At 66.5% G+C, this 13,322-nt stretch carries 12 protein-coding genes and 1 tRNA gene; 5 read left to right on the plus strand and 8 right to left on the minus strand.

From position 1 onward, the window contains the following. Positions 1-13: 13 nt before the first annotated feature. From mnhG to AC1MDG_RS20030, 6 genes are read right to left on the minus strand one after another with little or no spacing between them, the layout of a single operon-like run. Positions 14-430: a monovalent cation/H(+) antiporter subunit G gene (gene mnhG, locus AC1MDG_RS20005; protein ID WP_043485115.1), complete on the minus strand. Its 417-nt coding sequence runs from the start codon at positions 428-430 to the stop codon at positions 14-16. After that, the gene (locus AC1MDG_RS20010; RefSeq protein ID WP_479806333.1) at positions 420-698 is read right to left on the minus strand and encodes an MrpF/PhaF family protein; all 279 of its coding nucleotides are present in this window, start codon (positions 696-698) and stop codon (positions 420-422) included. The genes mnhG and AC1MDG_RS20010 overlap by 11 nt, the downstream gene beginning before the upstream one ends. Continuing rightward, the gene (locus AC1MDG_RS20015; protein ID WP_479806335.1) at positions 695-1,240 is read right to left on the minus strand and encodes a Na+/H+ antiporter subunit E; all 546 of its coding nucleotides are present in this window, start codon (positions 1,238-1,240) and stop codon (positions 695-697) included. The genes AC1MDG_RS20010 and AC1MDG_RS20015 overlap by 4 nt, the downstream gene beginning before the upstream one ends. Next, a complete protein-coding gene (locus AC1MDG_RS20020) occupies positions 1,237-2,856 on the minus strand; it encodes a Na+/H+ antiporter subunit D (protein ID WP_479806337.1) in 1,620 nt (539 codons plus the stop codon). The genes AC1MDG_RS20015 and AC1MDG_RS20020 overlap by 4 nt, the downstream gene beginning before the upstream one ends. After that, complete coding sequence (locus tag AC1MDG_RS20025; protein WP_479806339.1) at positions 2,853-3,476, minus strand: Na(+)/H(+) antiporter subunit C; 624 nt, start codon at positions 3,474-3,476, stop codon at positions 2,853-2,855. Before AC1MDG_RS20025 ends, AC1MDG_RS20020 begins: the two co-directional genes overlap by 4 nt. Then, positions 3,473-6,517, minus strand: coding sequence for a Na+/H+ antiporter subunit A (locus AC1MDG_RS20030; protein ID WP_479806341.1), 3,045 nt, complete (start codon positions 6,515-6,517; stop codon positions 3,473-3,475). Before AC1MDG_RS20030 ends, AC1MDG_RS20025 begins: the two co-directional genes overlap by 4 nt. Before the next feature lie 204 nt (positions 6,518-6,721). On the opposite strand from AC1MDG_RS20030, the gene AC1MDG_RS20035 reads away from it, so the two are divergent. The 3 genes from AC1MDG_RS20035 to AC1MDG_RS20045 all read left to right on the plus strand — a co-directional run bounded on the left by AC1MDG_RS20035 (position 6,722) and on the right by AC1MDG_RS20045 (position 9,871). Next, a complete protein-coding gene (locus tag AC1MDG_RS20035) occupies positions 6,722-8,125 on the plus strand; it encodes an MFS transporter (protein WP_479806343.1) in 1,404 nt (467 codons plus the stop codon). Positions 8,126-8,189: 64 nt separating this feature from the next. Further along, positions 8,190-8,672, plus strand: coding sequence for a cation:proton antiporter regulatory subunit (locus AC1MDG_RS20040; protein WP_479806345.1), 483 nt, complete (start codon positions 8,190-8,192; stop codon positions 8,670-8,672). Between the two features lie 5 nt (positions 8,673-8,677). Then, positions 8,678-9,871, plus strand: a complete 1,194-nt coding sequence (locus AC1MDG_RS20045) for a cation:proton antiporter (RefSeq protein ID WP_479806347.1) — start codon at positions 8,678-8,680, stop codon at positions 9,869-9,871. 103 nt (positions 9,872-9,974) lie between these two features. Here the strand turns inward: AC1MDG_RS20045 and dcd are convergent, their stop codons facing one another. Next, complete coding sequence (gene dcd, locus AC1MDG_RS20050) at positions 9,975-10,550, minus strand: dCTP deaminase (protein ID WP_043430109.1); 576 nt, start codon at positions 10,548-10,550, stop codon at positions 9,975-9,977. A 157-nt stretch (positions 10,551-10,707) separates the two neighbouring features. Here dcd and AC1MDG_RS20055 point away from each other — a divergent pair, with 157 nt between their 5' ends. Beyond that, positions 10,708-12,462: a CAP domain-containing protein gene (locus tag AC1MDG_RS20055; RefSeq protein WP_479806350.1), complete on the plus strand. Its 1,755-nt coding sequence runs from the start codon at positions 10,708-10,710 to the stop codon at positions 12,460-12,462. A 16-nt stretch (positions 12,463-12,478) separates the two neighbouring features. On the opposite strand, the gene AC1MDG_RS20060 is transcribed toward AC1MDG_RS20055, so the two are convergent. After that, on the minus strand, positions 12,479-12,925 hold the full coding sequence (locus tag AC1MDG_RS20060) for an SRPBCC family protein (protein WP_479806352.1): 447 nt from the start codon (positions 12,923-12,925) through the stop codon (positions 12,479-12,481). A 265-nt stretch (positions 12,926-13,190) separates the two neighbouring features. Between AC1MDG_RS20060 and AC1MDG_RS20065 the strand changes: the two genes are divergently transcribed. Then, positions 13,191-13,264 (plus strand) — tRNA-Gly (locus AC1MDG_RS20065). Positions 13,265-13,322: the final 58 nt, after the last annotated feature.

Below are 13,322 nucleotides of genomic sequence, written 5' to 3' on the forward strand. Positions count from 1 at the left end.
TCAAGGGCCGCCGCTAGGCCGGGCCGTCGTCCTCGTCGGCGGCCCGCTTGGCGGCCGCTTTCTTGTCTGCCGCCTTCAGCACCACAGCTTCCAGCTCGTCGGTGGTAAGCAGTTCCTTGTGCAGGTGCTTGGTGCGGTAGCCGGCCCTGCCCACCATGTGCGCGGACACCGGGACGGTGAGCACCTGGAAGATCCACGCCACGAACAGCACGGGCCACACCCACCAGGTCCGCAGCTGCAGGCCCACCGAGGCAAGCAGCAGGAAGAGCCCCAGCACCTGCGGCTTGGTGGCGGCGTGCATCCTGCTCATCAGGTCGGGGAAGCGCAACAGGCCGATAGCCGCACCGAGGGACATCAGGGCGCCTACCACCATGAAGACGGCGGACACCGCGTCAACGATGGTGTCCACGGCGGAGGGTTCAGGATTCATTGGGCTGCTCCCGCCTGTCGGCCACGAAGCGCGCCACGGTCACGGACCCGATGAAACCGATGATGGACAGCGCCACGAGCAGCATGAGGTTGTTCAGGTGCCTGTTGACGGCCATGTCTATGCAGAGCGTGGCCCCGATAATGGCCAGCAATACGTCCGAGGCCAGCACCCGGTCCAGCAGGGACGGCCCGATGGCGATCCGGACGATGGCTCCGGCTGCCGCCAGGGACAGGATCACGGCCGTTATGGTCAGGACGATTTCCATCATGCGCCCACTTCCTCTTTCAGTGCGGCCAGTTCCTCGCGGGTGCCCATGATCCTGATCAACGCTGCCTCGGCATCCCGGACCTCCTTGCGCAGGTTCGCAATGTCCTCCCCGCTCCGCACGTTGAGCCCGTGGACGTAGAGCGTCGACGTGGAGCGGTCCACCTCCACCACCAGCGAGCCCGGGATCAGCGAGAGGACATGGCCCGTGGCTGTCACCATCAGGTCCGAGTGGCTCCGCAACTGGACGGCGACGACGGCGTTGCTCACCTTCGGCCCCCGGGCCAGGGCCAGGAAGAGTACCTGGAAGCTGGCGGCCACCACCTTGCCGAGGAAAACGATCGCGAACGGGACGGCCCGCACAATGCTGAACCTGCCGCCCAGTTCCACCGGGGGCAGGTAGAACAGCCGCGCCACCACTACGGCGATGAGCGCACCGAACAGCAGGTTTCCGGGGCTGAAGTCCTGCCAGAGGGCACCCCAGACAAACACCAGCCACACGAGGAGCGGCAGTTCCTGCCGGATGGAAATCCGTCGGCGGTTCATTTCTGTCCCTCCTGCTGCGCGGGCTCAGGCTGCGCGATCGGGGGCACGGGGGCGTTTTCACCCAGGACCGCCTGGATGTAGGAGGACCTGTCCAGCATTTCCACCGCGGACTGGTCTGCCACCCGGAACAGCGGGCCGGCGAACACGGTGAGTGCGACGCCGAAAGCCACCAGCCCCAGAGTCGACCCCACCATGGTGCGCGGCAGGAGCGTGACGTTGCGTTTGCCGGCACGGTCGCCGGTGTCGGAGTCCTCCGGGGGCGCCAGCAGCACGGGGTCGGGGTTTTCGGCGTCCTCGGGCTTGCGCCAGAACGCGCGGTTCCACACCCGGGCAATGGCCAGGAGCGTGAGCAGGCTGGTCAGGACGCCGCCGATCACCAGGGCGTAGGCAAGCGGGGTGCCCAGCTGAACACCGGCCTGCAGCAATCCGAGCTTGCCCAGGAAACCCGAGAACGGCGGGATTCCGGCCAGGTTCATGGCGGGAACGAAGAACAGCAGGGCAAGCATCGGGGACAGCTTGGCCAGGCCGGCAACCCGGTCGATCGACGAGCTCCCGCCGCGGCGTTCGATCAGGCCGGTGACCAGGAACAGGCTGGTCTGGATGGTGATGTGGTGGGCCACGTAGAACACGGCCGCACCAAGTCCTGCCACGGAGGACATCGCCAGCCCGAACACCATGTAGCCGATATGGCTCACCAGCGTGAACGAGAGCAGACGCTTGATGTCGCTCTGGGCCAGCGCACCCAGGATGCCCACCACCATGGTCAGCAGGGCCGCCACCATCAGCGGAGTGTTCAGCGAGTCCCCCGGAAAGAGGAGCGTCTCGGTGCGCACCATGGCGTAGACGCCCACCTTGGTCAGCAGGCCGGCGAACACGGCGGTGACGGGGGCGGGTGCGGTGGGGTACGAGTCAGGCAGCCAGAAGGACAGCGGGAACACAGCCGCCTTGATCCCGAAGGCCACCAGCAGCATCACGTGCAGCAGCATCCGCGTCCCGGAGTCCAGGTCCGCGAGCTTGACGGCGAGGTCCGCCATGTTGATGGTTCCGGTGGCCCCGTAGATCATGGCGATGGCGATGAGGAACAGGACGGAGGACACCACGGAGACCACCACATAGGTGACGCCGGCGCGGATGCGTGGCCCGGTTCCACCGAGGGTCATCAGCACATAGCTTGCCGTCAGCAGGATCTCGAACCCCACGTAGAGGTTGAAGAGATCGCCGGACAGGAACGCGTTGGACACTCCCGCCACCAGGATCAGGTAGGTGGGGTGGAAGATGGACAGCGGCGCGTCCTGGTCGCCGTCGGCCATGCCCTGGCCGGTGGCGTACACCAGCACCGCGAGGCTGACCGTGGAGGAGACCACCAGCATCAGGGACGAGAACTGGTCCACCACCATCACGATGCCCCACGGCGGCAGCCAGCCGCCGATGTTGACGGCGGCGGTTCCGCCGTCCCAGACGGAAGCCAGCAGCACGCATTCCAGCAGGAGGGTCAGCGACAGCAGCGTGATGCTGACGGCCCGCTGGGCCCGCGAGTGCCGGATCAGCACGAACGTCAGCGCGGCACCAAGGATGGGAAGTACGACGGCGAGCGGGGCAAAGCTTGCGATGTTCACTTCACGCCTCCTTCCGGGCCGGGGGTCACGTTTTGGGAGCCGGGCTGTTCTTCGGCGGCGGCGTCCTCGGCCTTGATGGTGCGGGCGCCCACCTTCACGGTGGGTTCGCCCGCGTCGGGGCTGTCGCCCCCGCCGCTGCCGTCCGCGCCGCTGCGGCCGGAAAGGTCCGAATCCGTGATGCCCTTGCCGTTCGAACCGATCATGGTCAGCGGAAACTCGGACGTTTCGAGCGGAATCTCGGAATCATCCTCCGCATCGAAGCTGGGGGTTTCGGCAACGCGGATGTCCTCGACGTCGTCCTGGATCTCATCGCGGCGGGCCAGCACCCAGGTTCGGTAGATGATGCCCAGCATGAACGCGGTCACCGCGAAGGAGATCACGATCGACGTCAGGATCAGTGCCTGCGGGAGGGGATCGTTGTAGTCCCCGGGGTCCGTGTCCTTGCTGAACATGGGGGCCAGGCCGGCGTAGCCGCCGGTAGCCAGGATCAGCAGGTTGGTGGCGTTGGCCAGCAGCATCAGGCCCAGCAGCACCCTGGTGAGGCTGCGTTCCATGATCAGGTAGATGCCGCACGCGTAGAGCGCGCCCATGACGGTCAGCAGTGTCAGGTTGACGCTCACGCCTTCCCCCTCCCGGTGGTTTCGGCCGGAATTCCGTCCGGTTCCTGCCCTTCGGTCTCGCCGTTCGGGTCTTCTTCAAAATGCTCATCGATTTCGGCGCCCAGGCTGCGGAGCACGTCCAGCACCAGCCCCACCACCACGATGTAAACGCCGATGTCGAAGATGGTGGAGGTGACGAACTTGATGTCGCCGAACACCGGCAGCCACAGTTCGATGATGGCGCTCTGGAACACTTGCCCGCCCAGCAGAAGCGGCACCACCCCGGAGGCCGCGGCCGTGGCCAGCCCGATTCCCAGGAGCGTGCCCGCGCCTACCGGGGTGGCCTCCCGCAGTTCGAAGCGGCCGCCGGCCAGGTACCGGATGGTCAGGGCGAGTCCTGCAGTCAGGCCGCCGGCGAAGCCGCCGCCGGGAAGGTTGTGGCCGGCCAGCAGGAGGTAGATGGAGAAGACGATCATCGAGTGGAACACCAGCCGGGTGACCACCTCAAAGATGATGGAGCGGCGCTCGGGGGCCATGGTGCGCCCGGCGACGAGCCAGGCGTCCCGGGTGGAGGCCGCAAATTTACGGCTCAGGGCCAGTGCCGCGCTGTCACGGGAGCTCTGGCCGGCACTGGACCGGCGGCCCACTGTCCCCTCGGCCACGGAGGACGAGGCCCGGATGCCGTCACCGCGGCCCTTCACGAAGATGAGGCTGGCCACGCCGGTGGCGGCCAATGCCAGCACGGAGATCTCGCCGAAGGTGTCCCACGCCCGGATGTCCACGAGGGTGACGTTGACGATGTTCAGTCCCCCGCCGCCTTCGTAGGCAAGCCGCGGGAACTCCAGGGAGACGGGCGTCGCAACCCGGGCGCCCATGGCGTAGATGGCCACGAAGATCATGGTGGCTCCGAACGCCGCCCCGATGATCACGCGGATCACCCGGTACTTGCCGCCGGTGCGGTCCCGGAGCTCCGCGGGCAGGCTGCGCATGGCCAGGACGAACGCCACCAGGATGATGGTTTCCACCAGCATCTGGGTCAGGGCGAGGTCCGGCGCACCCTGCAGGGCGAACATCAGTGCGATGCCGTAGCCGGTCACGGACACCATCAGCACGGCCAGGAACCGCTTGTTCGCCCGCACGGCCGCCAGAGCCCCGATCACGATGCCGGCGCCGGCCACCAGCTGCAGCGGCGAATTGGGGTCGATGAAATACAGGCCGTCGGGCAGCGGTTTCCCGGCAATGAGCAGGGCGGTGAGCGGCAGTGCGAACGCCACTGTAAGGATCACGGCGAGGTAGAAGAACAGCGAACCACGCTGAGTGCGTCCCGTGACCCACACGGCGACGTCGTCAAGTGCACCGATGGTCATTTGGTAGGCGCGGTCGCCGTCCACCCACGCCGGCACGGAGCCCTGCGCCCTGGCTACGAGGGTGCGGCCGTAGAACATGGCCAGGCCGAGCACGAAGGTGAGGGCCGTCAGGCCCAGTGCGGGAGTGAGTCCGTGCCACAGCGCCAGGTGGCCCGCGGCTTTGGCCGGATCACCGCCGTCGTGCACGAACTCCGCAGCGTACGGCTGGATCCAGCCGTCCACCGGTGCCGGCCACAGCCCGTAGACGATGGTGAGCAGGCTCAGCACGGCAGGGGCGAACAGGAAGGACGGCTTAATGGCCTTGAACGGGGTGGGCTCGATGCCGGGCTTCGACGCAAAGGCGCCCCACATAAAACGGGCGCTGTAGGCGAAAGTAAGAATGGACCCCAGGACCAGCCCCACGAGCACCACCAGGCCCCAGGGGGCAGCAACGTCAGGGGACGTGCCGTAGTGCACGAAGGCCTCGAACACCGATTCCTTGGCCACGAAGCCCGCCAGCGGCGGGATTCCGGCCATGGACGCGGCACCGATAGCGGCAACCACGGCAAGGGCGCGGGAGGACTTGTAGACGCCGGACAGCTTGCGGAGATCGCGGGTTCCGGACTGGTGGTCGATGATGCCCACCACCAGGAACAGGGTGGCTTTGAAGAGTCCGTGGGCCAGGAGGAGGGCCAGCCCGGCCAGCGCCGCATCCGGCTTGCCCAGGCCCACCACCATGGTGAGGAAGCCCAGCTGGCTGACCGTGCCGTACGCCAGGATGAGCTTGATGTCGGTCTGCCGGAGCGCCCTGTACCCGCCCACCAGCATCGTGGCCAGGCCCAGCCCCAGAACCATGGGCAGCCAGTACGCCGTTTCCGCGAACCCTGGCGCCAGCCGCGCCACAAGGTACACCCCGGCCTTCACCATCGCCGCGGCATGCAGGTACGCACTTACCGGGGTGGGGGCCGCCATCGCCCCAGGCAGCCAAAAGTGGAACGGGATCAGCGCGGACTTGGTGACGGCACCGATGAGGACCAGCACGACGGCGGCGGCCACGGCCCCGGCCGCCGGCCCGGACGCCAGCCCGGGAGCCTGCTCCAAAATGGCCGAGATCCGGTACGTTCCGGCGCTGAAGCCCAGGATGATGAGGCCCACCAGCATGGCCAGACCGCCTGCAGTGGTGACCATCAGCGCCTGCAGGGCCGAACGCCTGGCTGAAAGCCTGGTGCGGGCGTAACCGATCAGCAGATAGGACAGGACCGTGGTGAGCTCCCAGAAGATGAACATCAGGAGCAGGTCGTCGGCCGTGACCAGGCCGAACATGGCCCCGGCGAAGGCCAGGAGCTGGGCGCCGAAGCCGCCGAGGTTACTGTCCTTGTTCTTGAAGTAGCGCGCGCAGTACACCAGCACCAGCGCACCCACCCCGAGCACCAGCAGGGACATGATCCAGGCCAGGGGATCCATCCGGAACGCAAGCTCGATCTTGAGTTCGGGGATCCAGGGAAGTATTTGGGTGACGGCGCTGCCTGTGGGTCGTGGTGCCGCGTCGGCTTGGCCGGCCGCGCCCTGGTAGACGGCGTCGCGCTGCAGCAGCAGCCAGACAAACGAGCCCGCGGGAACCGCGGCCAGCGCGTAGAACGAGTTCCTGCGGAATTTCCTGAAGAAGAACGGCGCCGCGGCAGCCACCGCGAAATGCACGGCAAGGACTGTGATCACTGGTATCTCCGCAACGTCAGGAATTCGATTGTCAAAAGTTGGAGCAGGCGGTCATTCGTCAGGTTCGGTGCAGACAGTTTATCAAGCGGATGCAAACACTTTTCACACGCATACGGCTGCCGGGGCACGTATTCCCCGTGCTGCCGGGGAGTTTCCACCTTTCGTTGACTCCTTGTTGCGCTGACGGCGGATAGCATTCAGCCTATGAACCCCGTCACCGCCTCCGCGGCTACGCAGCCCCCGTCCGAACTGGAGTCCGGAACCCTGGCCACCAGCAGGGGCAAGGTCCTCGCGTGGGCCGCCTGGGACTGGGGTTCGGCGGCCTTCAACGCCGTGATGACCACGTTCGTGTTCACTGTGTACCTCACCTCCAACGCCTTCGGCGGCGAGGACCAGGCCTCTGCGGTGCTAGGCGGTGCGCTGGCCATTGCCGGGGCGGCCATCGCCCTCCTTGCCCCGGTGACTGGCCAACGTTCGGACACCGGCGGCCGCCGTAAGCTGTGGCTGGGAGTCAACACGGCCGCCGTCGCGGTCCTGACCGGATTGTGCTTTTTTGTGTTCCCTCGGCCGGAGTTCCTGCTGCTGGGCGTCACGCTCATCGCCCTGGGCAACATCTTCTTCGAATTCGCCGGGGTGAACTACAACGCCATGCTGGCGCAGGTCTCTACCCCTAAGAACATCGGCAAGATCAGCGGCTTCGGCTGGGGCATGGGCTACCTGGGCGGCATCGTCGCACTCCTGATCGTGCTGCAGCTGTTCGTCCAGCCCAGCTTCGCCTGGTTCGGGGCGTCCACCGAGGACAGCCTCAACATCCGCCTCGTGGCGGTGTTCTCCGCGCTCTGGTTCTTCATTTTTGCCTTGCCCGTCCTATTCGCCGTACCGGAGCTGCCCAGGCCGCGGCAGGCCGCCAAGCTGGGTCTCCTGGCTTCCTACGGCCTACTGGTGCGCCGCATCAAGGCGATCTACCGGACCAGCCCGCACACCATTTTCTTCCTCCTCGCCAGCGCCATCTTCCGTGACGGCCTGGCCGCCGTCTTTACGTTTGGCGGAATCATCGCTGCGGGAACCTTTGGCTTCGAACTGAAGGAAGTCATCTTCTTTGCCATCTTCGGCAACGTGGTCGCGGCTGTGGGGGCCATGATCGGCGGGTTCCTGGATGACCGGGTCGGGCCGAAAGCGGTCATCATCGGCTCGCTCATCGGACTGCTGCTTGCGGGCACCGTCATCCTGGTACTGGGCAACGGCAGCTACGTCTTCTTCGGCCAGGCCTGGGCAGGCACCACCACCTTCTGGGTGTTCGGGCTCTTCCTGTGCCTCTTCGTTGGACCGGCCCAGTCCTCCTCCCGCGCTTACCTTGCCCGGCTGGCGCCGCACGGTGAATCCGGGGAGCTCTTTGGCCTCTACGCCACCACCGGCCGCGCGGTCAGCTTCCTGGCACCAACACTCTTCACGCTCTGCATCGCGGCGGCCTCCCCGCTGGTTGCGCCCGGCGAAGCCCAGCGCTGGGGCATCCTCGGGATCATGGTGGTGCTGCTGGCCGGGCTGCTGGTACTCCTGCCGGTCAAGGCACCCGGAAAAGTGGAAATCGCGGTCGTTCCGGCGGCCTGAAGCTGCGGCCGGTAATTCGCCGTATCGACACTCCAACTCCCCCTGCGCGGACTAGGCTGGTGCCATGAACGTGGATGAGACAGACCTCCCTGGCCTTGGCAGGCGCAAGGATTTCATGACTGCTTCCGGCCGCCGGATCGGCGTGGTGGAATACCGGGAGGGGCAGACGGAACTGATCGTTTCCACCTGGGACGATCCCGATACGTGCCAGGCATCCATCCCCCTGACCGCCGATGAAGCCGCGGCCCTGGGCAACCTGCTGGGCGGGCAGCGCCTGGCAATGCAGCTGTCCGAAGAGCACCGCGAAATTCCCGGGATCGTCACACGCCAGTTCTCCATCGGCGGGGACTCACCATTCCATAACCAGCCCATGGGCAAGGCCTGCATCCGCACCCGCAGCGGCGTCTCCATCGTCGCCATCATGCGGGAAGGCGAAGTGGTCCCTTCCCCAGGGCCCGACGTCGTCCTTCACCCCGGCGACCTGCTCGTGGCGGTGGGAACGCAACAAGGTCTCGATACGGCGGCCGATATCCTGCGCAACGGCTGAGCGGCATGGACCCGCTCGCGCTAACCCTCATCGAACTGGGGGCCGTCGTGTTCTGCCTTGGCCTGCTGGCCAGGCTGGCCGGGCGGATCGGGATGTCCCCCATACCCTTGTACCTGGTGGGCGGGCTGTTCTTCGGGGCCGGCGGGCTGGTCAAGCTCGAAGGAATGCACGAATTCGCCCATCTCTCCAGCGAGATCGGCGTGATCCTCCTGCTACTTATGCTGGGATTGGAATATACGGCGGCCGAGCTTGTCACCGGGCTTCGCCGGTCCTGGAAGGCCGGCGTCCTGGACCTCGTGCTGAACTTCATTCCCGGAGCGGGGCTGGCTGTCCTGCTGGGATGGGGCCTGGTGGGGGCAATGGTGATGGGCGGCGTCACGTACATCTCCTCCTCCGGCATCGCCGCAAAAGTGATCACGGACCTCGGCCGGATCGGTAACCGCGAAACCCCGGTGGTGCTCTCCATCCTGGTTTTTGAGGACCTGGCCATGGCCGTATACCTGCCCATCCTCACGGCCACCCTCGCCGGGGTCAGCTTCCTGGTGGGACTTCAGACCGTCGGGATTTCCCTCGCAGTGGTCACCGTGGTGCTGGTGGTGGCCCTGCGGCACGGGCACCACGTGTCCAAGGCGGTGCACAGCGAAAATTCGGAGGTATTCCTCCTGAACCTGCTCGGCGCGGCGCTCCTCGTTGCCGGGCTGGCCGCCGCCATGCAGGTCTCGGCGGCAGTGGGGGCGTTCATGCTGGGCATCGCCATCTCCGGCGCCACCGCGCACAGCGCAACCCGCATCCTCGAGCCGCTGCGGGACTTGTTCGCAGCCATCTTCTTCGTGGTCTTTGGCCTCAACACCGACCCTTCGTCCATCCCGCCGGTCCTCGGGTGGGCCCTGATGCTCGCGGTCCTCACGGCCGCCACCAAGATGATCACCGGAATCTGGGCGGCAAAGCGGGCGGGAATTGCCCTGCCCGGTAGGTTCCGCGCGGGAGCCGCGCTGATTGCCCGCGGCGAGTTCTCCATCGTCATCGCCGGCCTGGCGGTGGCCTCCGGCGTGGTGCCGAACGACCTCGCTGCGCTGGCCACGGCCTACGTGCTCATCATGGCCATCATGGGACCGCTGGCGGCACGCTACGTGGAGCCGGCCGTCAAGATGCTCCGCCGCCGTCCGGCAAAACCCCGGCCGGCCGCCCGCCCCATCTGACGCTCTCTCAGATCCTGCTGCCTTTCCAGCGACGCTCTCTCAGATCCAGCCGCCCTCCCGGCGACGCTCTCTCAGATCCGGCCGCCTTTCCGGCGACGCTCTCTCAGATCTCGGTGCGGTGGAAGTTCAGGTAGCTGCGGCTGGCGGTGGGGCCGCGCTGGCCCTGGTAGCGGTTGCCGTACTCGCCGGAACCGTAGGGGAATTCGGCGGCCGAGCTCAGCTTGAAGAAGCACAGCTGGCCGATCTTCATCCCCGGCCACAGCTTGATGGGCAGCGTGGCCATGTTGGACAGTTCCAGCGTGACGTGGCCGGAGAACCCGGGATCGATGAACCCTGCGGTGGAGTGTGTCAGCAGCCCCAGCCGGCCCAGTGAGGACTTGCCTTCGAGGCGGGCCGCGATGTCGTCCGGCAAGGTGACGGTTTCATACGTGGAGCCCAGCACGAACTCGCCCGGGTGGAGGATGAATGGCTCTCCGCGGTCCACTTCCACCAGGCGCGTCAGCTCAGGCTGGTCCTCGGCGGGGTCGATGTGCGCGTACTTGTGGTTGTCGAACAACCGGAAGAACCGGTCAATCCGGACGTCCACGGAAGACGGCTGGACCATCACCGGGTCATAGGGATCCAGGACAATCCGTTGGGAATCAATTTCGGCACGAATATCGCGGTCAGAGATCAGCACACTCAAAAATACCGCACCATTGCCGAGCCCGCGGTCCAGCGTTACTGTTGCTGCTGTTAAGGAACGTCATCTCCGTTACAGGATGAGTCTGATGTTGCGGCTGTGACGGTTGCCCGCCCTACATTAAGGAGTCGGCACCGACGGATCTGGGGTTGGCTTGAGGAAGATTTCGGCACGGACACTGGCGCTCCTGGTCTGCGCCCTGGCACTGATCCCGCCCGCGGCCGGCCAGCTGGGGGGACCTTCCTCAAGCTCGAATCCCCCTGCGTCCTCAGCTGCGGGCCAGCAGACGCAGAGCGTCACCCTCGGCCCGCCGTCGTTCGCGTACGACGGCGACACGGGCACCGCGGGGGCCGCACCGGGACAGCGGCTCACCCCCGCCGTGGACCCGGACATCGCGGTAGTGGACCCGGGCGTCACATCCGCCGCTTTGGCCGATACCTCAGGAACGACCGACGCAGGTGGCGGCGCACTCTCCACGGGCACTCCGCCGCCAGCAGCGGACTCCCCGCCGGAGCCGGCGTCCATTCCTCCGCTGTCCGCCACCGACGCCGATCTGGCGGCCCTCACCCAGGCCGGGCCGCAGACCCAGCCTGTCCCCGCCGGCACCGAGGCCCTCCGGACCGAATCCCTGACGGCGCAGGCCCTCGTCAAGGACGACGCCTCGTCCCAGATTTTGGCGGTGTTCAACGCCATCAACACCTACCGAGCTTCTTTTGGACTGCCCGCCGTGAAGTACCACGCCACTGTTGCCTCTATGGCCCAGGAGTGGTCGGACAGCATCGCGTCCCGGGAAGTCATCGAGCACCGCTCGAGCTTCTGGACCGATTCCCGGGCACTCAGCCCCACCAACGGCGCCGGTGAGGTCATCGCCGTCCGCTGGGACCGCGACGCCGCACAGCTTGTGGAGTGGTGGAAGGGCTCACCCGCCCACAACGCAATCCTCAAGGACCCGCGGTTCAACGTGATGGGCATCGGGATCACCTTCACGGACGGCAACTGGCAGACCACGCCCAACCGCTACACCATGTGGGGAGTGGTGGACTTCTTCGGATACGGCACGCTGCCAGCGGGAACCACCAGCAGCCCGGGCGGCAGCACTGCGATGCCCGACCAGCCCGCCAGCATGTGCGATCCGCTGGTGCGGCACATGCCGCCCACGACGGACCTGGCGGCAGCCGCCATCAAGGGTCCCGGAGACCTTGTATCGGTGAACTCGTCCGGGGAACTCGTCAGCCGCCCGTCCCTGGGAAACCGGGGGTACGGTGCACAGCAGGTCATCGGGACCGGATTCGGCTCGGCCAAGGAACTCTTTGTCACGGACTGGGAGCGGGACGGCGTCTTTGACGTCCTGGTCCAGTGGACTGACGGACGGGTCACTCTGCACTCAGGCTCGGCGGGCGGCGGATTCCTTCCGGCCGCGGCACTGGGCCAGTCCGGGTGGGCCGGAATGACCCTGGCGGTCGGGGGCTGGTGCGCGAACAACCGGCTCCCGCAGCTGGTGGCACTGGACGGTTCCGGCAACCTCTGGCTGTATCCGAACCGGGGAAAGACCGACCTGGTGGAGCGGACGCTCATGGCGTCCGGCGTCTCAGCCAACCGGCTCGCCATGGCCGATTACGACGGCGACGGTTTCCAGGACCTGCTGGCCCGCCAATCCGACGGATATGTCCGCCTCTTCCGCGGCTCAGGCGCGCCGGCACCGCGCGCCGAAACCCGTGCGGTGGTGGCCAGCGGATGGTCGGACGTTACAGCCATCCGTCCGCTGCGGGACGTTACGGGCCTGAACTCGACGGGGCTGGCCCTTCGACGCACGGGCGACGTGGTGCAGTACTGGGACCTCAGCACCGGAACCCTGGCGTCGCCGTCGTCCATTACCGGCGCATGGGCGGGGCAGCGCCTCGCCCAGTAGCCGCCTCAAACGTCAGTCAGGGCTCCGCGGGCCGCGTTTCCAGGACTTCCTTAAGCCGTTCCAACTGCGCGACCTCCGCCTTCATGGTCCGTTGGATCATGAAGTCCATCAGTCCGGCCAGGCCCTTGGGCCGTGATTCCAGCGCGAACCTGATCCGGGTGTTTGCTCCCTCACTGCTCAGGTAGTAGCCGCCGTGCGGGCGGGCCGGACCGGCAACCACCTGGAACTGGATCTCGGCGCCCGGCCGGAGCTGGGTGATTTGGAAGTCCGCGGCGATGGGGCGGCCGGCCGGGCCCGCCAGGGTCTGCTGATAAACGGCACCGCAGGCGCCCACCGCGCCCGAGCGAAGTTCAATGTTCCGGATCCCTTCCCGCCACAAGGGAAGGTTCAGCCCGTCCTGCAGGAAGTGGTACACGGTCATGGCATCGCGTTCCACGACGACCTCGTACTCTGCAAATGCCACGGGGATCCCTTGATAGTCGGACAGCTTTCGTGCGTAGCCCGTTCCCCTGATACTGCAGCTAACCCCAACAGGATAGTCAGCCGGGACAGCGTCGGAGCGGCTGCGGCCGTGCCTTAACCGAAGAGTTATCGAAAGGACCGAAGCGTTATCGAAAGGGCGCCTTCGCCGGACGGACGTGTCCCTGTTCTGGGAGTGCGCACGGCTGGGGTAAAGTAAATCCGGTTGACGCAACCGGGACGCAGCCGAGGTAGTGGCTGGTCCCTCTGCGGCTGTAGCTCAATGGTAGAGCGCTAGCTTCCCAAGCTTGATACGCGGGTTCGATTCCCGTCAGCCGCTCCATTCCTTCCACCCTGCTTCTTCCGCCGGGGCATTAGGCGGCTACCTGTATCGTCAGAAG

Source organism: Arthrobacter sp. AIWTK1, assembly GCF_056680535.1.